This is a genomic window from Halanaerobium congolense (genome assembly GCF_004366375.1).
GTDB classification, from domain to species: domain Bacteria; phylum Bacillota; class Halanaerobiia; order Halanaerobiales; family Halanaerobiaceae; genus Halanaerobium; species Halanaerobium congolense.
This window is the reverse complement of sequence record NZ_SOEF01000027.1, coordinates 1-23,154: the sequence shown is the minus strand read 5'-3', so window position 1 is coordinate 23,154 and position 23,154 is coordinate 1. Positions and strand designations below refer to the sequence as shown.

General features: G+C 36.3%; 24 protein-coding genes and 1 pseudogene. 1 reads left to right on the top strand and 24 read right to left on the bottom strand.

Annotated elements, in window-relative coordinates:
- Positions 1-5 precede the first annotated feature (5 nt).
- From cysC to C7954_RS09850, 22 genes and pseudogenes are all read right to left on the bottom strand, one after another.
- Positions 6-581: an adenylyl-sulfate kinase gene (gene cysC, locus C7954_RS09955; protein WP_073159766.1), complete on the bottom strand. Its 576-nt coding sequence runs from the start codon at positions 579-581 to the stop codon at positions 6-8.
- Positions 575-2,383, bottom strand: a complete 1,809-nt coding sequence (locus C7954_RS09950) for a GTP-binding protein (protein ID WP_134059879.1) — start codon at positions 2,381-2,383, stop codon at positions 575-577. The genes cysC and C7954_RS09950 overlap by 7 nt, the downstream gene beginning before the upstream one ends.
- Before the next feature lie 9 nt (positions 2,384-2,392).
- Entirely contained in the window at positions 2,393-3,274 is an 882-nt protein-coding gene (gene cysD, locus C7954_RS09945; protein WP_073159762.1) for a sulfate adenylyltransferase subunit CysD, read from the bottom strand.
- Between the two features lie 263 nt (positions 3,275-3,537).
- The gene (locus C7954_RS09940; RefSeq protein WP_073159760.1) at positions 3,538-4,014 is read right to left on the bottom strand and encodes a hypothetical protein; all 477 of its coding nucleotides are present in this window, start codon (positions 4,012-4,014) and stop codon (positions 3,538-3,540) included.
- A 115-nt stretch (positions 4,015-4,129) separates the two neighbouring features.
- A complete protein-coding gene (locus C7954_RS09935) occupies positions 4,130-4,552 on the bottom strand; it encodes a M67 family metallopeptidase (protein ID WP_073159758.1) in 423 nt (140 codons plus the stop codon).
- A 21-nt stretch (positions 4,553-4,573) separates the two neighbouring features.
- Positions 4,574-5,596: a sulfur carrier protein ThiS gene (gene thiS / locus C7954_RS09930; RefSeq protein WP_134059877.1), complete on the bottom strand. Its 1,023-nt coding sequence runs from the start codon at positions 5,594-5,596 to the stop codon at positions 4,574-4,576.
- Positions 5,597-5,703: 107 nt separating this feature from the next.
- Positions 5,704-6,009: a 4Fe-4S dicluster domain-containing protein gene (locus C7954_RS09925; RefSeq protein ID WP_073159754.1), complete on the bottom strand. Its 306-nt coding sequence runs from the start codon at positions 6,007-6,009 to the stop codon at positions 5,704-5,706.
- Positions 6,010-6,031: 22 nt separating this feature from the next.
- Positions 6,032-7,756, bottom strand: coding sequence for an adenylyl-sulfate reductase subunit alpha (locus tag C7954_RS09920; protein WP_134059876.1), 1,725 nt, complete (start codon positions 7,754-7,756; stop codon positions 6,032-6,034).
- 14 nt (positions 7,757-7,770) lie between these two features.
- Positions 7,771-9,009: an O-acetylhomoserine aminocarboxypropyltransferase/cysteine synthase family protein gene (locus tag C7954_RS09915; RefSeq protein ID WP_134059874.1), complete on the bottom strand. Its 1,239-nt coding sequence runs from the start codon at positions 9,007-9,009 to the stop codon at positions 7,771-7,773.
- Positions 9,010-9,108: 99 nt separating this feature from the next.
- Entirely contained in the window at positions 9,109-11,463 is a 2,355-nt protein-coding gene (locus tag C7954_RS09910; RefSeq protein WP_073159748.1) for a sulfurtransferase TusA family protein, read from the bottom strand.
- A gap of 229 nt (positions 11,464-11,692) precedes the next feature.
- Positions 11,693-12,139: an RrF2 family transcriptional regulator gene (locus tag C7954_RS09905; RefSeq protein WP_073159746.1), complete on the bottom strand. Its 447-nt coding sequence runs from the start codon at positions 12,137-12,139 to the stop codon at positions 11,693-11,695.
- A 281-nt stretch (positions 12,140-12,420) separates the two neighbouring features.
- Positions 12,421-12,639, bottom strand: a complete 219-nt coding sequence (locus tag C7954_RS13920) for a hypothetical protein (protein ID WP_073159745.1) — start codon at positions 12,637-12,639, stop codon at positions 12,421-12,423.
- Positions 12,640-13,078: 439 nt separating this feature from the next.
- Positions 13,079-14,953 (bottom strand): polysaccharide biosynthesis protein, encoded by a 1,875-nt coding sequence (locus C7954_RS09895; RefSeq protein WP_073159743.1) that lies wholly within the window; start codon positions 14,951-14,953, stop codon positions 13,079-13,081.
- Between the two features lie 729 nt (positions 14,954-15,682).
- Positions 15,683-15,733, bottom strand: a pseudogene (locus tag C7954_RS14190) (hypothetical protein); the annotation flags it as partial.
- Between the two features lie 367 nt (positions 15,734-16,100).
- Positions 16,101-16,274 carry a hypothetical protein gene (locus C7954_RS13695; RefSeq protein WP_166667710.1) on the bottom strand — a complete coding sequence of 58 codons (174 nt, stop codon included), beginning with the start codon at positions 16,272-16,274 and terminating at the stop codon, positions 16,101-16,103.
- Positions 16,275-16,523: 249 nt separating this feature from the next.
- Positions 16,524-16,982 carry a nucleotidyl transferase AbiEii/AbiGii toxin family protein gene (locus C7954_RS09880; RefSeq protein ID WP_089723010.1) on the bottom strand — a complete coding sequence of 153 codons (459 nt, stop codon included), beginning with the start codon at positions 16,980-16,982 and terminating at the stop codon, positions 16,524-16,526.
- Positions 16,979-17,572: a type IV toxin-antitoxin system AbiEi family antitoxin domain-containing protein gene (locus C7954_RS09875; protein ID WP_134059870.1), complete on the bottom strand. Its 594-nt coding sequence runs from the start codon at positions 17,570-17,572 to the stop codon at positions 16,979-16,981. The genes C7954_RS09880 and C7954_RS09875 overlap by 4 nt, the downstream gene beginning before the upstream one ends.
- Before the next feature lie 64 nt (positions 17,573-17,636).
- Positions 17,637-17,927, bottom strand: a complete 291-nt coding sequence (locus tag C7954_RS09870; protein WP_243833671.1) for a hypothetical protein — start codon at positions 17,925-17,927, stop codon at positions 17,637-17,639.
- A gap of 226 nt (positions 17,928-18,153) precedes the next feature.
- The gene (locus C7954_RS09865; protein ID WP_134059868.1) at positions 18,154-19,029 is read right to left on the bottom strand and encodes a hypothetical protein; all 876 of its coding nucleotides are present in this window, start codon (positions 19,027-19,029) and stop codon (positions 18,154-18,156) included.
- Positions 19,030-19,282: 253 nt separating this feature from the next.
- Entirely contained in the window at positions 19,283-20,017 is a 735-nt protein-coding gene (locus C7954_RS09860; RefSeq protein ID WP_134059866.1) for a DUF6765 family protein, read from the bottom strand.
- 127 nt (positions 20,018-20,144) lie between these two features.
- Complete coding sequence (locus tag C7954_RS09855) at positions 20,145-20,453, bottom strand: type II toxin-antitoxin system RelE/ParE family toxin (protein WP_089723005.1); 309 nt, start codon at positions 20,451-20,453, stop codon at positions 20,145-20,147.
- Positions 20,446-20,730 (bottom strand): type II toxin-antitoxin system Phd/YefM family antitoxin, encoded by a 285-nt coding sequence (locus C7954_RS09850; RefSeq protein WP_073159730.1) that lies wholly within the window; start codon positions 20,728-20,730, stop codon positions 20,446-20,448. The genes C7954_RS09855 and C7954_RS09850 overlap by 8 nt, the downstream gene beginning before the upstream one ends.
- 634 nt (positions 20,731-21,364) lie before the next feature.
- Between C7954_RS09850 and C7954_RS09845 the strand changes: the two genes are divergently transcribed.
- Positions 21,365-21,892, top strand: coding sequence for a transposase (locus C7954_RS09845; protein ID WP_166667709.1), 528 nt, complete (start codon positions 21,365-21,367; stop codon positions 21,890-21,892).
- Between the two features lie 379 nt (positions 21,893-22,271).
- On the opposite strand, the gene C7954_RS13690 is transcribed toward C7954_RS09845, so the two are convergent.
- Together C7954_RS13690 and C7954_RS09835 are read right to left on the bottom strand one after the other, a co-directional pair.
- Positions 22,272-22,421, bottom strand: a complete 150-nt coding sequence (locus C7954_RS13690) for a hypothetical protein (RefSeq protein ID WP_166635238.1) — start codon at positions 22,419-22,421, stop codon at positions 22,272-22,274.
- A 292-nt stretch (positions 22,422-22,713) separates the two neighbouring features.
- Positions 22,714-23,007 (bottom strand): helix-turn-helix domain-containing protein, encoded by a 294-nt coding sequence (locus tag C7954_RS09835; RefSeq protein WP_134059862.1) that lies wholly within the window; start codon positions 23,005-23,007, stop codon positions 22,714-22,716.
- Positions 23,008-23,154 lie beyond the last annotated feature (147 nt).

Genomic DNA, 23,154 nt, shown 5'->3' with positions numbered 1-23,154 from the left:
TAAATTTAAAGCAGCTCCAGCACCAGCTCCACTGATTCTTCCAGGCTTAAACTCATAGTATCTACAATAAGATCCGGATTTTCTGGCTCTTCATAGGGAGCTGAAATCCCGGTAAAGTTTTCGATTTCACCTTTTTTAGCCTTGTCGTAAAGGCCTTTAGGATCCCGCTCAGCACAGGTCTCGACATCTGCTTTAACATAGATTTCCTTAAAATTATCTACTCCAGCAGCCTGACGAGCAGCTTCTCTCCCCTCTTTGTAAGGGGAGATAAAAGAAGCTAAGGTTATTAAACCAGCATCTGCAAAAAGAGCAGCTACCTCACCAATCCGGCGGATATTTTCTTCTCTGTCTTCGGCTGTAAAGCCGAGGTCCTTATTTAAACCAAAGCGCAGATTATCACCATCAAGGCGGTAGCAGGCTTTACCTCTCCGGTAAAGCTCCTTTTCTACCTCTACGGCAATGGTTGATTTACCAGAGCCCGAAAGCCCGGTAAACCAAAGGACCATACCCTGCTGCCCCAAAAGTTCTTCCCGGGCAGCTTTATTTATTTCACCTGAATGCCACTTAATGTTATCTACCATGGTCTAAAAATGATCCCCCTGTCTTGCAGTAATCCCTTAATCTGAGCTGATACCTGATCTTCAGAAGTGAACTCTGGAATATGAAGGTCAAATTCGAGATCAGTTGTGACTCGATCCCCCAGCCAGACTGTTTCTATCTGCTGTGGGTTAACAGTTGTCTTAATCAATTCTAAATCAGCTTGAGTTAATTCAACTGCTGTAACAATTAAAATAGCTCCTGCATCTAACATTAGATGAGAAACTTCTGCCAGACGACGCAGGTGTTCTTCCTGATTATTATTATTACCGTTTTTAATATCGGCATCAACACCATAAAGGAGGTTACCAATTCCTAGAAAATAAACAACCTTACCATCATTAAATAATCGCTTTTCTAGGGCTTTAGCAGTTGGTTTTTTACCAACATCTTCTTCTCCGGTAATTAGAATCAGAGTTGATTTCTGATTATATTTTTCTGCTCTTTCTTCGCGGCTGATCAAAGACTGCTCCCACTTATAGTTGCGGCGCATAACCTTTTCCCGGACCCAGCTCTGCTCATCTTCTAAGGCTTCAGAGATGATTCCACCACCGGCAATCTCAAATTCATCGACAATGACAAAGCGGCTGGTTTCTTCTATTTCTCCTGCCAGGTCAAAAGCCATCGCCCTGTCAAGTTTAAAGACTACCTCAGCCACATCATGGCGCTCGATTTTTTCCTTGTTTTCATCCTGATTTAGATTGGAAGCATCAATTACTCGATTTATTTTTTGCAGACGAGCTTTAACTTTAGCTGTTCCCACCTTTAAGTAATAGACCTTATCTTTAACTAAATCCTGACGGGCCAGCCAGAATAAATTGGCCTTGATTCTTGCTGAAACCCTGGGCTCAGCTTCATCAGCCCGAGCAGCAAGCTCACCCCGGGTAATATAAATCTGCTCATCCAGGGTAAAACCGGTTGCCTTACCGACCTTAACCTTATGCTGTTTATCTTCTTTAAAACCTTCTATACTTTTAACTGTACTCTTTTTACCAGAAGGATAGAAAACTACCTCATCCCCAACATTCATTTCTCCGGCTTCTACTGTACCGGCTACTATGCGGCGGTCATCTCCACCTTTGGTAAATTTATAGACATCCTGAACCGGCATCCGAAAAGGCTTATTATGTGGTAAGGCCTCATTTTCAAAGCTGTCTAACTGTTCTAAAACAGTCTGACCGTGATACCAGTCCATCTTATCTGACTGAGCTGCTACATTATCACCGAGCATCCCGCTGACCGGAATGAAAGTTTCTGCTTCCAGGCCAATTTCAGCTAAAAAGTCGGTGTATTCTTCTACAATCTTCTGATATGTATCCTGATCATAGTCAACTAAGTCCATCTTGTTGACCACAACTGCAATCTGTTTAATCCCGAGCATGGAAAGCATATAGCCATGGCGGCGGGAGTTTTCCCTAACTCCTTCTGAGGCATCGATTACTAAAAGAGCTGCTTCTGCTCTGGCAGCACCGGTTACCATATTTTTTAAGAATTCAATATGCCCGGGAGCATCGAGGATAATATACTGTCTCATATCTGTTTGAAAAAAGACCCTCGCTGAATCAATGGTAATCCCCTGTGCCTGCTCATCTTTTAAAGCATCAAGCAAAAAAGCATATTCAAAAGGCTTTGAATTTTTGCGGCAGGTTTCTTTAACCTGTTCTAATTTACCCTCAGGTAGAGAATCTGTATCTGCCAGCATTCTCCCAATAATCGTACTTTTTCCGTGATCAACATGGCCTGCAATAACTAAATTTAAATCCTGTTCTCCTTTTGTATTATTCATCATTACCCCCTACATATACCCGTCTTTACGCAGTTCTTCCAGACCGCCACCATCTTCTTTATCCTGAGCTCTGCCTTCACGCTCAGCAATATTGGCAAATTTACCTGTTTTAAGTTCTTCTACTACCTCATCAACTGTGGAGGCTGTAGATTCCACCGGCTCAGTACAGGGTGCACAGCCTAAAGAGCGGTAGCGTTTACCCTGACCCTGGTCGAAATAGAGTGAGACCATTGGTATTTTTTCGCGCTGAATATATTCCCAGACATCAAGTTCAGTCCAGTCTAAAAGTGGATGAATCCGGACATGGGTACCGGGTGCAAAATCTGTTTTATACTGATCCCAGAATTCAGGCGGCTGGTCTCCAATATCCCAGTCATTGTTGCGGTCCCGGGGAGAGAAATATCTCTCTTTGGAACGGGAACCCTCCTCATCTGCTCTGGCACCAACAATTACACCTGTATAGGGTTCACGGTTGCTGTCCAGTTCATACTCGTCTTTATTGTGATTGTACCTGTAGCGGCGCCAATTACCATTTAAGGTATTTTTAAGGGCAGCTGTTTTTAAGCGCCCACAGCATTCCAAATGAGTTGCCCCGCCATTAGGAAAGGTGTCTCCTGCTGCCAGTGTTTCTTCGTCCTGACCATAAATCATATCCAGATTCCACTTTTTGGCCAGTTTATCCCGGTGTTCAATCATCTCAGGAATCATATAGCTGGTGTCAATATGTACTAGTGGAATTGGAACATGACCGAAAAATGCCTTTCTGGCCAGCCAGAGCATTGCTGTTGAGTCCTTACCAACTGACCACAACATACAGATATTATTAAATTCACTGTATGCTTCTCTCAAAATATGAATACTTCTGCTTTCTAATTTATCTAAATGATCCAAATTTGACCCTCCTTGTAGGTGCAACTACCGTTTACGGAACCAATTATTACCAAATTAATTGAATTGCTTTGTTTTAAATTTCAGAATCATTGTCGAATTATCAGGAATTTTAGAACCTAAAATATTTAATTTCAGCTGATTAGATTTTATCAAAAAGCTGCCCTAAAAACAAGGCACATTCAAAAAGAGCAGCCCTCAAATAAAACCAAGAACTGCTCCTCGTATTTAAGTTTAAAAATCACCTTAATATCACTTAATAATTTTTAGATACTATTGATCTTTTTCTCATTCTTTTCATTTTTTTCAGCAGTAGAATTTTTAAGCTGATCAATTTTCATAGCCAGTTTACCCTGTTCAAGGCTCAGGCGAGAAGTTTGATTGTAAATCTTATCAATTGAATAATTCACCTCATCAAATTGATCACTTTGTTTTGTTAGTTTTTTGTTAATATTAAAGAATTTAATATCCTGTTCTGCAAGAACATTATCCAGCTTGTCAAAGCGCTGATCAATGCTCTCAAATCGCTGATCATGTTCATCTAATTTGTTTTCAACACTATCAAAACGCTTATCTACTTTTTCGAAACGTTTATCAATTTGATCAAAACGCTTATCTACTTTTTCGAAACGCTTATCAATTTGATCAAAACGCCGATCTATTTGTTCAAATTTACTGTCCAATCTCTTATCCAACTGGTCAAAACGGCTGACAAGTGTCTCTAAAATTTTAGCTTCTGACATCTCATTCACCTGCCCCTCTTCGTATTCTCCAGATACATATATTATATCGCAAATTGCTAGTAATTTGCAAATAATATTCGACTTAATTTTAAGAGGCTTGCTATCCACAAAAAATTTAAATTTCAACTTCAACTTCTATTTCCTCTGACTGCTCATCCTGAATAAAATAGGCTCTAAAATCTTCCTGCTCCTGCTGCAGAGAAATAATTAAGTAGATAGCCTCTTTATAATTGGCCATCTCAATGTCTTCCTGAGAAGGACGCGCCGGTGAATGTGGATGAGAATGAAATACTGAAATAAAATCAAGCTCATTTTCCCGCATATCGTTAAAAACATCAAACTGTTCTTCCGGTTCCATTAAATAATGTTCGGGGCTATTTTTAATATTTTCCATTAAATAAATTTTTGTTGAAAAATATTTTCCTGCATCCTCATCAATAATTCCCGCTATAATTCCACAGGCCTCTACCGGTTTATGCTGCAGAGAATACTCTAAAATTTTTTGATAATCTTCTTTTTTAAGAATTAACTTTGCCATTTGTTCACTCCTTTGCAGTGTTTACGCCTCAGCCTGCTGATGCAAATTACAGCTCAGTTCATATTCCATCAGTTCTGTAATCACCGGATTATCACCACAGACATCACATTTGTCACTTTTTTTGACTTCTACCTCTCTAAAGGAAAGATCTTTTGCATCATAAACTAACATTCTGCCAACAAGAGGCCTGCCAATACCTGTAATCAGCTTTAAAACTTCTGTTGCCTGCAGGGTTCCAATTGTACCTGCGATTGCTCCCAGAACTCCTGCTTCCTGACAGCTCGGAATCGCTCCTTCTTTTGGCGGCTCAGCAAAAATACAGCGGTAGCAGGGACCCTCACCCGGCATAATTGTTGTCAGCTGACCTGAAAACTGCAGGATTCCTGCCTCAACCAGCGGTTTTCCGGCCATCACACAGGCATCATTTAAAAGGTAACGGGTGGGGAAATTATCAACTCCATCGACTATAATGTCATAGTCGGCTATTATTGCTTTTACATTATCCTTATTTAAATATTGATTATATGTTTTTACTTCAACATTGGGGTTCATTGCTTCCAGTTTTTCGCGGGCCGAATCCACCTTGGGCCGACCTGTATCCTCAGTTGTATGCAGAATCTGCCGCTGAAGATTTGTCAGATCCACATGGTCACTGTCAACCAGTCCCAGAATGCCGACTCCGGCAGCAGCAAGATAAAAAGCAACAGGAGAACCAAGTCCCCCTGCTCCAACTACCAGCACTTTCGCATCTTTAATCTTCTGCTGACCGGTTCCACCCAGGTCTTTTAGAATAATGTGGCGACTGTAGCGCTCGATTTCTTCTTCAGTTAAATCGAAAGCGCCTCCTCCCATAAAGAAAATATATTCAATATTATCACCTGACTCCACATCTCTCTCCGCCAGTTCTCCCTGGGGTACCATCGAATCATTTAATTTAGCAACGGTTACCTCAGGATCCACCTCCAGCTCAGCCAGTAGTTCAGCCAGATTTAAACCTTGTTTAATCTCTTTTTCTTCCCCATTGACAGTAATTTTAATGCTCATTTATTGTCCTCCTTTATTTATTTATATATTTATATATTTATAGGTACCAGGTACAAATAGGCCTATTTGTACCTGGTACAAGTGAAATATTTCTCTTTAACCTGGTACTAACCAGTTTTATAAACTTTCCGGCTTCCATCTTCTTTATCGAAAATCCAGAGTGAACGTTTTTGATTCTGCTGAACTTTAAGCTCTGTTCCCTGACCTCCAATTTCTTCGGGCAGATAAAGACTAATGGCATTACGGGGACAGGCTTTAACACAGGCTGCACAGTCCCAACACTCGGCCGGCCTTTTCATTTCTGCCTTCTCGCCTTCTTTTGCAATTAAATTACCGGGACAGATCCGCTCACAGCGACCTTCCTGATAATCCGGACAGCCATCACAGATGCTCTTATCAATTTTAATTGCCATTTGACTTCACTCCCTTAAAATATTATAAATTGTATTCCAGATAAAAATCTTCCTGACTGCGGTCGGCAAAGGAGGAATATTCCTCCAGGCTTTTATACTCTCTTTCTATAATCTCAATTTTTCCAGTGACAGGACTGCGTCTGGAATTAACAAACTTCCGCCACTCCTTTTTACGCTGCGGAAAATCAAGACGGCTCTGATAAGCGGGCCAGCGAGTTTCCTCTCTATAAAGCAGATGTTCGATCAGGACTTCTGCTACATCGATTCTTTCCAGCAGTTCCTGAACAGCCAGAAAGTCTCTCAGAGAATCCGCCTTCAGATTTCTACACTCTGCTTTTAACTCTTTTAATTTTGAACGCGCCTGCTTCAATTTTGAAGCTTCCAGTTCATAATACTGACTTCTGCCCCCGGCGTAGTTTTCCATAATCTGCTGTAGTTTTTCTTCCAGCCGGGAAGCTGCAGCTCCCTCCGGGTTATCTAAAACAGTTTTAACCCTCTGGTATTCATTAGTGATTAACTCACTTATATTTATATCTAAAAAATTTTGCGGCAGCTCCTTTATTTCTCTAACCGCTGATTTGGCTGCTATTTCACCTTCAACAAAGGCCCCGGTTACATATTTTTTTGGAGCTCCTCCTGCCACATCACCGGCTGCAAAAAGCCCGGGCAGAGTTGTACTCCGATCCAGCCCGATCCAGTAACCTGACTGACAGTGGCCGCCGACTATATAGGGCTCGGTTCCTTCAATCTCTACCTTGAGTTCTGAAAATTCCTGCTGGTTATCCTCCCACTTGAGCACAACTCCAGGACACATTCCTAGCAAAGACTCTGCCAGTTTTTCCTTCTTATCAGCTTCCAGATGACCGAGATCCAGATAACAGGGACCGCGCCCCTCTTTATTCTCTCTGACAGTTGCATAAAGCCTCATCGCAGTAGTAATTCTACTATATTTTTTTAGATATTCTTCTCCCTGCTGGTTGACCTGGCGGCCGCCAGCAAAGGCAAAACTACCTGTAGGAGCAATCACATCTTTAACCCTTAAGGCCACAAAACGCATCTCAAAGGTTGTCATCTCAGCTCCGGCTCTAATGCCCATTGCATAACCGGCTCCGGTATTAAAAGGAGGATACCACATTTTATGTTTGGCTCGACCGGAATTATTGGGTTCATAAATTCCGGCTGCTCCTCCGGTGGCACAGATCACAGCCTTTGCTTTAATCACATAAAACCTATCTTCTCTTAAATTAAGTGCAAAAGCACCACAGACTCTTCCATCTTTTTTTATATAATTAAGGGCAGCTGTTTTGTTTAAAACTCGGACTCCACTCCGCTCAACCTCATCCGCCAGGATTTCTTTAAAATTCTCGCCTTCAATCTTAATACTGCGGGAACTGCGCTTTAAATAATTTCCATCCTCATCTTTTAAAATCTTTAAGCCCCAGTCTTCCACCTCCCGGGTCACCTTATTTAGCCCCCGCCCGATAGAATAAACCAGATCATCACGGACCAGACCATAGCTGTCATTTTTAACATAATGAAGATATGATTCTGGAGTTTCACCGGGATTCAAGTAGGCATTTATCGCATTAATTCCCGCCGCCAGACAGCCGCTTCTCTCTATATGTGCTTTTTCGATGACTGTTACATTAAGTTCTGGATCCTCTCTGCGGGCGGTAACTGCAGCATATGAGCCAGCAGCCCCACCTCCAATAACCAGAAGATCAGTTTTTATAATTTTTTTCTCCATTTTACTGCCTCCACTTAGAGTGCTGCCAGTGCTTCTTTAAAATCTAAAATAATATCATCCGGGTTTTCGATTCCAACCGAAACTCTAATCAAGGCCGGATTAACTCCTAATTGCTGCTGCTCGTCTTTACTCAGGCTGTGATAAATCGTTGACTCCGGATGGACAACCAGGGTTCTCAAATCTCCCAGGTTGGACAGATTCCGGGCAAGCTCCAGCTTATTAATTAACTTAAATGCCTGTTCTTTATTCTCCACCTCAAAGGTCAAAAGTCCACCAAAATGATTATCAAACTGCTCTGCTGCCAGCTCATGGTATGGACTTGATTTAAACCCCGGATAATTAACCCTTTCCACTCCGACTGCCGACTGTAAAAAATTTGCCAGCTCCAGCGCATTACTGCAGTGTTTTTCCATCCTTAAGGGCAGAGTTTCCACCCCCAGATTATTGAGAAAAGAATTAAAGGGACTTGCCACCGGACCCAGATTCCGAAAAATATCCTGCCTCAATTTTGCCAGATAGGCAAAGGGACCAAATTTAAGATATTCTGCCAGCAGGGGATTATCAGTTTCAGCCCAGTTAAAATTACCAGTATCTATAATCACCCCACCGATAGAATTGGAGCTGCCATTGATGAATTTAGAAGTTGAATGAACTACAATATCGACTCCATAATCCTTTGCCTGAAAAAGATAGGGGGTCATCAGCGTATTATCCAAAATCAATGGTAAGTTATGTTTGTGGGCAAGTTCAGCCAGCTTTTTAATATCCGGAATATCAAGTTTGGGGTTGCCTACTGTTTCCAGATAAATCAATTTTGTCTTTGGAGTAATTGCCTGCCTGTACTCTTCCAGTTCAGTTGTCTCGACAAAGCTGCATTTAACACCCCACTGTTTTAAATCTTTTTTAAAAAAATTATAGGTTCCACCAAAGAGGCTGTTACCAGCAATGATTTCATCTCCAGCTTCCACCAATCCCAGCACTGCAGTTGCAATAGCTGCCATACCGGAGGCTGTCCCCAGAGCTCCAATTCCATTCTCCAGTTCCTTCATCTTTTCTTCAAACTGATTATTGGTCGGATTACCAACCCGGGTGTAATTATATCCCTGAGCCCGCCCCTTAAATACTTTTTCCAGTTCTTCGGCTGTTTCATACTCAAAGGCATTTGTCTGATAAATAGGGGGAGAAACAGCCCCTTTTTCGTCTTTATTTTTATTTAATAAAACCTTAGTTTCAAATTGATAGTCTCTACTCATCTTCTCACTCCTCTTACAATCTTTTTGAAATCAAGCTGCACTCAATACAATAATGTTTACTGCCATCAATTTAACTGCTCGATATCAACTGTCACTCGCTTAATTGGCTGCTGCTTTTTTAACCCGCAGCAGGTAATGACCCTCAGGCTGTTTTTCATTTTTTATAATCTCGTGGTCCTCATTTTCCAGACTGCGGGGCACATTTTTAATCGGCTCACCCTCATCTAAGTAAAAATCAACAATCTCTCCTGCCGGCAGCGGCTCCAAAAAGAGTTTGGCCTTAACAAAGTTAATTGGACACTGTACTCCTCTTAAATCTTTTAGTTTATAATTTTCTTTCTCTGCTGCAGCTGCTTTGTCGTTTTCGCTATTTTTAGAAACAAAATCTGTCGCTGCCGAATCGTTATCCCCGGCATCTTCAACTGCAGTCACTTTTTTAATTGTAAATTCCAGGCTTGAATTTAAAGAATTGAATAGATCTTCTAAGCGTTCAATCAAATCTTTAATCTCCGAACTTAGGCTTAATAGTTCTTCCTGATCACCCAGTCGATAATCAAGTGCCTGTTCCAGCAGTTCCTCTTTTGATTCTGCAACCCAGTCTTCTGCGATAAATTTCTTTTTAAATTCTTTAATGATTACTCTATCCTTTTCTGTATCAACCCCGCGGACTATTAGCAGTGAACGGGCAGCTGCAATAATTGCCTGATAGAGGCTGTCGCTGTCCTCTTCGGCAATTCCCTGCTCATAGGCAGCTTCCGCCTGATCAAGATCCAACCTAACAATCTCCAGCACACCGGTTCCACATTCTCCAGGACCTCGTCCGGCCAGAGAAAAGTCCTCATTTTGACCCCAATCCTGATAAAAATCTGCTTCCTTACTGTAGGCAGGAATTTCTGTATATTTTTGAGCAAGCTGAATAATTGCTTCCCGGCCTCCAGTTTCCAGATAGTCATTAAACCGCTCCAGACTATAATCTTCTGCTGCTGCCAGTTTTTCTGCCAGCTCTACTAAAAAGGAAGGAATCCTTTTGGCCGGTAGATCAACAGTTTTTTGCGCATATTGAGTATTTTCTTCACTTACTTCGGCTCCCAGGAGAAGTGAATAATAGGGGATTAATCTGCCGTTTTCTCGTTTGGCCTTTCCTTCAAATCCAATTTTCCCGATATGATGCTGACCACAGGAATTGGGGCAGCCGCTGATATAAATCTGGGGTAAAAGATCACGTTTTTGCTGTTCAATTTCTAAGAGATTTTCCCTGATAGCTTCCGCCAGATTTGGTGAATGACAGAGACCCAGTCTACAGGTAGAAGCTCCCTTACAGGCAACTGCCGATAATGCATCAGAATCAAGCAGGCTCTGATTAACTGCTGCTAAATCTTCTTTTAAAGCTTCAAGTTGAGAGCTATCCACACCTCTTAAAAGTAAGCCCTGCCTATTAGTTGTTCTTAGACTAAGATCATATTTCTCAAGCAGCTGAATTAAATCAATTACTTCCTGATAATTTAAATCCCCATTGAGCGGATTTAGATTTAGAACTTCTGCTGCTTTTCCGGATTCAATTTTATCTTTATAATAGTCAAGATCAGTAAATTTTAATTCACCGGTCTCAGCTTCTGCTTTAACCTGCTCAAAGTATTCCAAAAATAATTCTTTAAATTTAGCTTCTCCAAAACGGCGGCGGACAAAACGCAGACGCGCCTGATTCCTGTTATTGCGATCACCATAGCGGTCAAATAATCTTTTAATTGCCTCTGCCACAGCAAAAATTTCATTTTCTGCCACAAAATCAAGCAGCTTAAAAGCCACTGCCGGCTGATTACCCATTCCTCCAGCTGCATAAACCTTAAAACCCCTGCGGCCATCCTGAAGAGAGGCAATAAAACCTAAGTCATTAATTGTTGCCAGCCCCTGGTCCTGATGGCTAACTGAAAATGCAATCTTGTACTTTCGGGGCAGATTAAAAGAAGAACGATCTGCCAGTAAATATTCACTTAAGGCCAGACAGTGAGCAGTTGTATCAAATCTACCTGCCGGATCAACACCTGCTGTAGGAGAATTCATTATATTGCGAACGGTATTACCTCCACCACCACGCGGACTCAGTCCTGCCTTTAAAAGTTTATCTAAAACTTCTGCACTCTCATCTATCTCAATCTGGTGCAGCTGAATATCCTGTCTGGTGGTAAAATGCAGATAGCCAGCACCATAGTCTCTACTCAACTCGGCCAGCAGTCTAAACTGCTTCTCTGTCAAAAAACCTCCGGGAATTCTAACTCTGACCATGTACTTTTCTTCTTTAAAGTCACCCCGCTGGCCGTAGATTCCCATCGGTACCCGATAGCCCTTAAACCGTTCAGCCGATAAATCGCCTGCTAAAAACTGCTTTAAATTTTTCTTGAACTTTCCTGTATCTTCCCTGATTGTCTCAGGTATTCTAAACACTGCCTCACTCATTAATCTCACCCTCTCAATTTTAAATATGAAAATCCCTATCAATTTATTCGGTATTAACTTAAAAATAATAATACAGGATATTTAGTCCTATGTCAATAAAAATGTAAGATATTTTACAAATTGTTCAAAGAAATGTTCATTTATGTTCACCTACCCGGTGCGTGAACATAAATGAACATAAAAAAAGAGAAGCCTGTTAAGCTTCTTCTTTAAGAAAGACCAAGTTATTTTAAATATAGTACATATAACCTTCATTATTTTCTTTTCTAAGTTCCAAAGTTCTTTCTTTTAAATCTGCCAGAGTTATAGATTCCAGCAGCTGATAAAGGTTTGATTCCATTTTGGTCCAGAGTTCCTGGGCCATCTGTTGATAGAGTTCTTCTTCCGAATGTTTTTCTGGCTCAACCTCTGGAGCCAGCCGACCCTCTATTACCTGCATGATATCTTTAACAGTGATTTCTTCTGGCGGTCTAGTCAATAAATACCCACCGTGAGCTCCGCGCACACTTTTTATTAGATCTGCCTTTTTTAATCTGGCAAATATCTGTTCTAAATATCTTTCTGAGATATTCTGTCTCTCAGAGATTTCTCTTAAAGGAAGGGCAGAGTCCTTAGCATTTACTGCCAGATCGACCAGGGCTCTGAGTGCATATCTTCCCTGTGCTGAAATTTCCATAACAAAATTCTCCTTCTGTTAATTTATTTCTAAAATTATTTAGTATTCTCTATTTCAAGGTTTTCTACTGCTCTCGGGAAACTACTTTACTATATTAATACTATAATTGTTATTAAAATATGTCAAGATATTTTGGTTTTATCAACTTCAATTTCTAACCGGGCCAGAAATCATTTAACTGCCAGATCTTCAGAATTAAAAAAAGAGCAGCCTCTACAAAAAAGAGGAGAACTGCTCTTGATGTTTTAGTTTGATATTTATTCATTAATATTTAAGCATCTTTACATACTGTTGATATTTTCTTCGTTTTTTTCTAGTTTTGAATTCTTAAGTTTATCAATTTTCATATCTAATTCACTCTGGCCAATACTCAGGCGAGCAATTTGATTATGAATCTTTTTAATTGTATATCCCATTTCATCAAATTGATTGTTGTGATTTTGAAGTGTTGATTTGATATTATACAGCTCAATATTCTGCTCTTCAAGAATATTAACCAACTTATCAAAGCGCTGATCATGTTTATCTAGTTTCTTTTCAATCCGATCAAAACGTTTATCAATTTGTTCAAACTGCTGATCATGTTTATCTAGTTTCTTTTCAATCCTATCAAAACGCTTATCAATTTGTTCAAACTGCTGATCATGTTTATCTAGTTTCTTTTCAATCCTATCAAAACGCTTATCAATTTGGTCGAATTTGCTGTCCAGCCTCTTTCCAGCTGGTCAAAGCGATCAACTAATGTCTCTAAAATTTTAGCTTCAGACATCTGTCCCACCTGCCCCTCTTCGTATTCTCCAGATATTCATATTATATCGTATTTTGCTAGTAATTAGCAAATAATACTTCTAAATGAGTTTCTAAATATTCTTCAGCATTCCCTTGATATTTCGACAAAATTATACACAAATCACTAAGCACCCGCAGCTGTACATAGAACTAAGAACTCTTTTTATCTTTTTTAAAATCTATCTTTTTAACATTATCTCGTCTGGGCTGATAGGTTTTTACGAGATCAACAAGGGCAGAAATAATCTCTGATCCGGAAGCTTTTTCTGCCAGTTCTTCTAATTTAGCAAGGTGTTTATTTAAAAATTCCTGGTCTACAGCCCCCAGGTTATTGACAAAGATCCGCCTGTGTTCTGTGGCAATATTATCTTCGGTATCACATAAGAGCTCTTCGTAAAGCTTTTCTCCAGGGCGGAGTCCGATCACATCAATATCTATATCTTCATCGAGAGTTAAACCTGAGAGTGAAATCAAATCTTCTGCCAGCTCCATAATCTTAACTGGCTCTCCCATATCAAGGACAAAGACCTCTCCTCCCTGACCTAAGGCACCTGCCTGAATCACAAGCTGTGAGGCCTCCGGAATAGTCATAAAGTAGCGGGTTATATCCTTATGAGTAACTGTCAGTGGTCCACCATTAGCAATCTGTTTTTTAAATAGAGGAATTACACTTCCCTGACTGCCTAAAACATTTCCAAAGCGGACTGCCATAAATTTAGTCTGAGACTTCTTATTTATAGTCTGGACAACCATTTCAGCTGCTCTTTTGGAAGCACCCATCACATTAGTGGGGTTAACTGCTTTATCTGTTGAAATCAGGACAAAGCGGTCTATTTCAAATTCAGCCGCAGTTTCAGCTAAATTTCTGGTTCCTAAGATATTATTCTTAACCGCCTCTTCCGGACTGGTTTCCATTAAGGGCACATGTTTATGGGCAGCTGCATGGAAAACTACATCGGGAGAATATTCTCTAAAAACCTTCTCCAGCTTATTTTTATCTCTGATGCTGCCGATGATCGAAACCAGGTCTAAATCCGGATATTCATTTTTTAAATCTCTTTCTAAAAAGTAGGTGGTATTCTCATTGATATCTAAAATAATAATCTTTTTGGGGTCAAACTTTGCTGCCTGGCGGCAGATCTCTGAACCAATTGAACCGCCTCCACCACTGACTAAAATAATTTTATCCTCTAAATAAGCAGAAATTTCATCAGAGATTAAATCAACCTGGTCTCTTCTTAAAAGGTCTTCTACCTTAACCTCACGAATCTGATTTAAAGAAACATCTCCATTTAAAATTTCATAAACCCCGGGCACAATTTCTACCTTTACATCTTTTTTATTGCTCAGTTCATAAAATCTTTTGATTGTTTTACCCTCAGCGGAAGGAACTGCAATGATTACTTCATCTACAGAATATTCTTCAATCAGCTGTGGAATTTTCTCACTCTTACCTAAAACCTTATTTCCATGAATCTCTAAGGACTGCTTATCAGGATCATCATCTACCAGACCAATTATTTTTTTACCAATTTCAGGGTGTTTCTGAATCTCTCTTGTAACCATCTCTGCAGCATCACCGGCACCAATGATTAAAATTCTACTCTTTAATTTTTTATTCTGATTACGGTTTAAATAATCCTTTAATAATCTTAAGCCAAAGCGCATTCCACCCAGCAAAAAGATATCTGACATTAAATTAATGGCAATAATACTGCGGGGAAAGCCAACTCTAAAAAAGTAAATATAGATAACAAATAAGGTATTAATTGTTATAGTGGCTTTAAAGATGGAATAAAGCTCTGACATGCTGGCATACTGCCACATCTTGTTATAAAGTGATGAAAAATATAAGACAAAAAATGAAATAACTGTTATGGCAAGTAGATATTCAATCCTAAAATACCTCATCCAATTTTCATCAAAGCGGAGGATAAAGGAAAATAGTACTGCCAGATTAACTAGGATAAGGTCAATAATAATTAAACGCGGCTTTTTGTATAATTTTAATAAAAATTCAATCATTAAACTCAACTCCCGATAAGATAAATTACTCCCTGTGAACAGCTAGTTCTATTATATTGCAATTTCTGCCTTTATTCAATCAATTCGACAAAGTTAGCTAAGAAAAACTAATTTCTCAAAGCTTATCCGCGTCATCTCAAAATATCTTGCATAAAAAAATCCCCTTTATGATAAACAGATTTTTTTTATTTAATCTGTCTACCATAAGGGAATCATATCATAAATTCGAATATACCTGATGAGAGTCTTAATTCTATATTATTAACCTCTTATATTTAATTTTTTTCATTTTTCATAACATAAATATCCTTAGAATTTCTGGCCACCTCATTATTAAGATAATTGTAGACACTTTTAATCTCATTAATATCCATTTTTAAAGCGGTCTGGCCCAGAGTTAAACGAATAGTTTGATCATAAATCATATCAAGTCGGTCATCCACCTTATCAAATCGGTCATCCACCTTGTCAAATCGGTCATCCACCTTGTCAAATCGGTCATCTACCTTGTCAAGTCGGTCATCTACCTCGTTAAATCTTTCATCCAACCTGTCAATTCTATGATCAAGATGATTAAACTTATCGCTAAACTTATCATCCAATTGATCAATACGATTTAGAATCCTATCTAAAATTTCAGATTCGGGCATTTTTTCTACCCTCCTATCTTCGTATTCTCCATATATCATATTATATCTTAAAATTATGGTGATTAGCAAATAATATCTATTAATTTTCTTTAGCCAGACAGTACTTCTTATATTTTTTGCCACTACCACAGGGGCAGGGATCATTTCTGCCATCTCACAAATTCCTGAGTCTGTTTTTCATTTTTCAACTCATAATTACTGGCAAAATCCTGAAGCATAGACATTGAACTAAAATCATTTTTTATATCCAGCTTCATAGTTCAGAGAATATCTTCAGGACTAATAACTCCCGGATCAAGATAGTAATAACTGTAGAGTTCAATTCTATCAGTTTAGTACTTTGTTGAATTAAAATAAAAAAGTTCTGCTTTTTCCTAACTTTTCAAATAGAATCGCTCTGTTTTTTAAAAAATATTCAATATCTTTATCTTTTTCACAAACAAAAATAGAAATAAGTTCTTGAGCTTTAAGCTCATCACTTATTTCTATTAGTCGTTTTAGCGAGATAATATTTGTTTTAATTTCTGCTTACCTCGCCGCTCTTTTTCAGCTGATACCAGATTTCTATCGATTTTAATACCTTTTTTAGGAGTGGAAATAATTCTCTCGAATGACTCCACAGCCTTCTTTGTATTCAAGGTGAAATCCTTATTAAAAGATGATGTGGCCATCCCAATTCCCCCTTTGCTATTATAATATACCTCATTACTTTTTTAATACTAAATAAAAAAATTGACCAACTAATTACATTTTCTCTTTCTGTTATTTTTATATCTTAAATCAAGTTTATTATCAATGTTTACTCCAATACAAGTATTTGCATACTCAAAGTAAAAGGATAATTATTTTTTTCTGCTTCATCCCAGATCAAAATGTCTAGCTGAGTCCAACCAGTATACTCCTGCTGATCAATACTGGTATTAATATCTATAATTAATTTCAGATGGTGTCAGTTTATCTCCTGTTGTTAAGTATATTTTTAAAGGTATTTTAGCTTTACCCATTAATGCCAATATAGATAGCCTAAACCCTTTATATTCAGATTCCTCTCTTATTTTCTCTATCTTCTTTAATTTAAATTCAATCCCATCTTCAGTTTCTGTTAAAAATATTTCTGCAAAAACTTCTGTGATATTTTCTCTGGTTAGGCTAAAAGATTTTATAGTAAGATCCATATCTACTGTACTTCTTGATTCAATCCCCACTAAATCCGCAACTAACATACCACCTTTAAGGATAAAGTTATTCTTATAATCAGAATTTGCAATTTTTAATAATAATCGCTGCATCATGTAATTTCTTAAAAGCACCTGACTATTAATATTTTTTTCTTTGGTCAAATTCTTAATTAAATCTTTTAGTTGCATTAAATTTTTCATACAAACATCTCCAAATATTTTCTTAAGATACTACTGATTTTTAATTTATCGCCGTAATCCAAAAGCAAATGTAAATCTTTATCTTTCCCCGTTAAATATTTTCTGACAGCTTCATTCACCGTTGAAATGTCCATGTTATTTCGATCTTTTAAAATATCACAGATAGTTCTTTCTTTATTATATACTTTAATTTTCCTGCCGTAGATAGTTTCTTTTTCCATAACCCCTAATAAATGAAGTTCTTTTTTTACTGTATGAACTTTAATGTTTTCATCCTTCAAATAAGGATTATGATAACCATAAGGAACAGTTGCTGTATATTCTAAAGGATCTCTATCACTTAGATCATGTAGATAAAGAACTGTTTCATGTGAATAAATCAATCTGGTATTTTTTTGCTGGATGATATACATCTCATCACTAAAAGTAGCAGGAGTTGTATAAACTCCTCTTTTGATTCTCTCCAACTTATCTTCTTCTAAAAAAATAGACAAATATTCTCGAGGGATATTTTTTTCTTTCAATTCTTTAGTTAAAACAAGGCCGTCATTTTTTTCGATTAAATTATTTAATTTTTGACGATAATTCATCGAACCACCTCTTTTACTATTATACTAATATTATATCTTATTTTAGTTTAAAAGTAAAAATTTTTTATTTATTGTATAGTAAAATCACTGAAAATTGCAAAGTAGTATTCCCGACCAAAAGAGCTATTTTTTCTAATACCGGAGCAAGAATATCTCTATTTTCTTCAATTTCTTTATCTGTTTTTTTATTAATTACTTTACCATCTACCATTTTACATTGATCCGCTAAAAATGATTCTAATTTATCTGGATCGATGTTGATATCATCTCCACAGTCCATAAATACAGGTTCTGCTCCCATATAGGTAACTGGATTGACTGCTACTGCTCGATCTACATTTAAGTACTTTTCCATCTTCTCCTGAAATTCTTTGATAAATTTACCACCCGTTGAGACCCAGCCTGAGTTTCATTTCAATCTAATCGACAAAATTAGCAGAAGCTTTTCTATAAATTTATATAATCCAAATCGTATTTAGTTTAGATTTTTTCTTTTTGAAAAGTAAATAAAAATACTCCTGGCAGCTAATCAAATAAATCCAGGAGTAAAATTATACAAAACTGTTTTCTATTCAACTATTTTAATGCTTTAATGCTTCTTCTAATTCCTTTAAATCCTTAATCTTAGAAATTCTTTCACTTAACTCTTCTAATTTACTTATTTCTGCCTGATCAATTAATTCCATGATTTTATCATCGCAGCCTTCAAAATTACCTTTTATTAACTTTTTAAATAATTTTTTCTCACCCTGTTTTTCGCCTTCTTTTTTGCCCTGCTCTTCTACATATTTAAAGAATTTTACCATTTTGTAATCCCTCCAAATTTCTGACATATCTTTGTCACTTAAAAATTTATCACTTAAAACAACAGTCAAAGCAACAAGATTGTTTTTTGAATTTTGCTCTATTTCCAGCTTTTCTTCCAATTTAATAGTTTCTTTGACCCGATCAACTATTTTCTGATCACTATTCATCAGAGGTAAAAAGATTAAATCAAGATAATTTATCTTTTCGTTATTTTCAATTTTTTCTTTTAATTCTTCCAGTTTCTTTTTGCCATCTTTTTTAGACATATCTACAACAGTTGAATTATAACCGAGACTGCCGCAGTTAAATCCTGCTGTTGAATCTGTATAGCCCTTAATACATAAAATAATTGTCCGAACTCTATCTCTATATCTATTATACAACTTTAAATCATAACTGGCAAAACGAATTAAGTCTGAAACAGAAATCTCTGCTTCTTCCTCTAGATGGAGGATTGACCCGTCTTCCAGCATGAAATTTAAATCAAGTAATTCTAAATTTGTTTCAATCTCAGCAAATTCAGTTTCCAGATAAGAAGCAATTCCAGGCAGCTCCACCTCTAAAAAATCAGCAATATCATTTTTAAAGAGATTAAAAGAGTCCTTAAAAACAAAATCATAGTTATGAGCCGTCACATCAAATTCCTGCATTAAATTTCCTCCTCTTCTAATATTTATACTATTAAAAGTATATCATAGAATAAATTGGAAATAAAGTAAAATAATTATTTTGGTGATAAATAAAAAAGGAGAACTAAAAAGCCCTCCAACATTAAACTCAGCAAGCAATGCTTAGTCTCTATGGTCACGATGAGGTGACCTAACATTTTTTTTTTACTTTTTTGAATAATAAATATCGTGAGTTCCTTTAGTTTAATCTCCAAAATTAGGCCTACCAAAGGATTTACAATTCCTCAAGCTCCATTTTTGAAAGTGTATTATTTTCTAATATAGTTTCTGCTTCTTCCTGCAGTTCTTTTACTGCTTTCTGAAACCTATACCAGTGACTGTTCTTATAGTCATTTTTATCCTTCCAACTGTATTTAAATGAAAATTCAACACCAAAAAAATCTTTAATCTTATCTTTAATCACTTCTATAATCACAGGAATAGGAATTAGTGGTATTTCTCTCTGCAATTTAAACCAGGATATTTTAACAGGGTTAGCAAGAACCCTATCTAACCATTGATATTTATTATATTTTTCGACTTTTGTTCCTCCATATTGTTTTTGCTGAGCATAGGTATCAGCAAAAGCATGTACTGCAAGTCCAATTTTATAGAGATTGTTAGTCTCTAAAGCACTATCTAAAATCTGATTTGCATTTTTATTATCCGGGGTTGTATTTAGATGGTGTAGCTTTCCATCTTTACGCCTAGAATCTTTAGCTAAAACTTTTCCAGGCACAAAATGAAATATCGGATAAATTCTAAACAGTTTTTTCCTGGGCATAGTAATATTTTTAGTCTGACTTATATAATTTTCATAATGATTGTCTGTGCCTGGACTAATATTAAAAATGTGATCATTATTATCAATATATTGACTGGAATAAGCTAAAGTCTCAGCATCTTTTTTATTAAAACCAGATCTAGCAGCAATAAGATAAGTCATATAATAATGAAATTCATGATCCATAGTTATCTCCCCCGGTATTATTATTTTTTGTTTAACAGGCAAACTGCTATTTGTTGTATACTGAAATTACCGGGAAATGCAAAATAGTATCCCGTATTTTATCTCAAAAATTCAGTATAGCTGTTTATCAGATTAAGTTCTTATATTCTCTTCTTCCATCAACTATTGCATAAATATTAACTATTTTATCTTTTTCATTTACTTTGTAAAACACAAGATGCTTTTCTACAATTAATACTCTAAATCCCTGTTTTTTTAAAATAGAGTATCTTGGTATACTACCAGCATTAGGAAACTCTTTTAGGTGATTAATAGCTTTTTCTATTTTATCCAAATAGTTGAGGGCAGTATCAACACTGCCGGAATTAGCTGCAATATAATATATTATATCTCGCAGCTGATCTTCAGCCTTATCTGTTCTTAGGATTTTATACATCTTTATCTTTCCTCTTGACTAAAGATTCACGAAGATCATCAAAAGACTTCTGCATAGATCCTAACCTTCCATTCTGCACATCATCTTCTGCTTCTGCAAGGGTTCTAAGTAATTCAAGTTCAGCTTTCATTTGCTTATAATCCTGTAGGCCAAGAACAGCTGTATCACCACGACCATGTACAGTAATTATAACTGGTTCTCTAGTTTCTTTACACTGTTTAGATATTTCATTATATTTGTTTCTTAAATCTGCTGATGGTCTAATATTAAATTCCATGATCTCACCTCTTTCTATATCAATTTTATAGTCATATTATATCATGATTTGTCTATACTGTAAATTTATTATCTCATTATTTTCAATAAATGGTCTAATATCTTTCAAGTTATTACAGGCAGTATAATTGTCCATTGTTTTAACAATTGCAATGTATTTGTTGTATCCTAAAATTGCCGGAAATTGCAAATTAGTATTCCCGAAAGTTGCAAACTAAAATTCCCTGTTATTGCAACAAAATATATAAAATCTTGTTTAACACCACCAGTAGCCTCTACTGCTGGCATTTTTATAGCGTTAGCTCTAAAAAGCCTTCCCCACAGACTTATGAAATCACTCACCTCACACAAACAAAAAACTCCCGCCAAAATCTCTCAATTTCAGCAGGAGCAATCACATAATGCTTTTGATATTTATAATTAAGTTACTCTTTTATTCTTAAGTTCTTTTATCCTGAATTATTCATAGCAACCACAAAATAAATTATCAGTGCTAATATATCAATCATTTATCAAAATATTGTTTTCACCTAATGGGTGAAAGAATTTTATTAAGATTTTTCTCTAAAAACATAGAAAATGGAGCCCCTTTCCTTTATAATAATAGTAACTACACCAAAAAGGAGGGACTCCATGTGGTTACTATATCTAAAAAAAAGATGGATTTCAAGTCAAATTTAAAAATAAATTTTAATGGTGGTGATTTAACATCAGATTCCGGCATGTTACTTTTTAAGGAATTTGATAGTCAAATTGGATTCAGTCAGGTAATAAAAGACAGTCTAAATTTTAATAATGATGATGTTGATCATAGCTTACATGAAAATGAAGATGTTGTTCTACATGGATATCATCCATTATTGATGTTTGATGGAGTTACTGGAGAACTTATTAAAGCTGAACTTAGAGCCGGTAATGTTTATACATCAAGAAGGGCTGTAAGATTTATAGGTCCAGTATTTAAAGAATACAGAAAAAAGTTTAAAGAAATACAACTTCATCTGAGAGCTGACAGTGGTTTTGCCACCCCTGGTATTTACCGGATAGCTGAAGAACATAATATCTCCTATACCATACGATTAAAAGCAAATGCAAAGCTTTATGATCTAGCTAAACCTTTTTTAAAAAAGCTAAATCAAAACTCTGAAATATCTGAAAAATAAGTTATTTATGGTGAATTCAACTATCAGGCTGGCAGCTGGGATAAAAACCGTAAAGTTATAGTTAAAATTGAAAAACCGGCAGAAGGATGTCCCAACAAATAACTATTTTTTAAAGTACTGGATAATATACAGAGTTTAGAATTTGGTTGACGCAGAACTCTAAAATAATTGTAAAGTTTTAAAAACATAAAGGAAGATTAGGGGATATCTATGTCCAATTTCAATAGTAATTTTTACCATAATAACAAAAAATAGATTTTTTTAAAAATTTAACTCAAAAATCTCTTTTAAAGTCTTAAATCAGAAAGTTTTAGAGTTAAATCAAAGGAAAATTATATTTCGTGGTTGCTATGAATAATTCAGGTTAAATAATCTTTTTCTATATCCTGTATTTCAATTCCAGCTTCACTAAATCATTTATTAAATCTTCTTTAGAAACATTATCAAAATATGCATCAAATTCCTCTTCTAAATTGTTTGAATTAATAACCAGATTTTCATTTTGCTTTAATTCTCTTAAACTATCCATCATTAACCATCCCTCGTATAATATACTTACTATTGCTTACTAACTAAATTATATATCAAATTGAATAACATTTCAATATTCATTTCAAAAAATTTCCAATAGCTATAGTTACCAATGTTTTACACTTTCGTTAAATAAGATTTTACACCTAAGATTTTCCAAAAATGGTGTCTCTGTGAGTCAATCTGTAGCTATTACCATCTAAATTGATAATTTAGTATTTGAGAATTATGCAGCATTAAATTAAAGCTTTTAAAAAAGAAAAATCCCACCTATTCAGTGAGATTAGAAATCAAACTAAATCTATCTTTACTTTTCTATTCAATGCTTTTGCAATTTTATTAACTGTTTCAATTCTTGGTTCGCTTTCACCATTTTCTATTCTAGATATAACTGACTGCCTCATACCCGCTCTAGCAGCCAATTCGTCCTGTGATAAACCTTCATCTAACCTTAATAACAATATCTTTTTCCTTAATTCATAAACAGGATCAAATTCCTCAACTGCATCTTTTAAATCATTTCTATTTTTAATTAATTCTTTAAAAGAATCATTCTTATTTCTAATTTCATATTTATTTCCCATTGTATTTTAAGCCCCCTGCATATGCTAAACTAAAAAGCCTCCAATAAGAATCTAACTCAAACTTCGCACTTGTAAAAGTGCTTTTGCACCTTGAAATTTCAATATTATTTAGCAAAAAAATAGCATGAAACCCCCGTTTCTGGTATA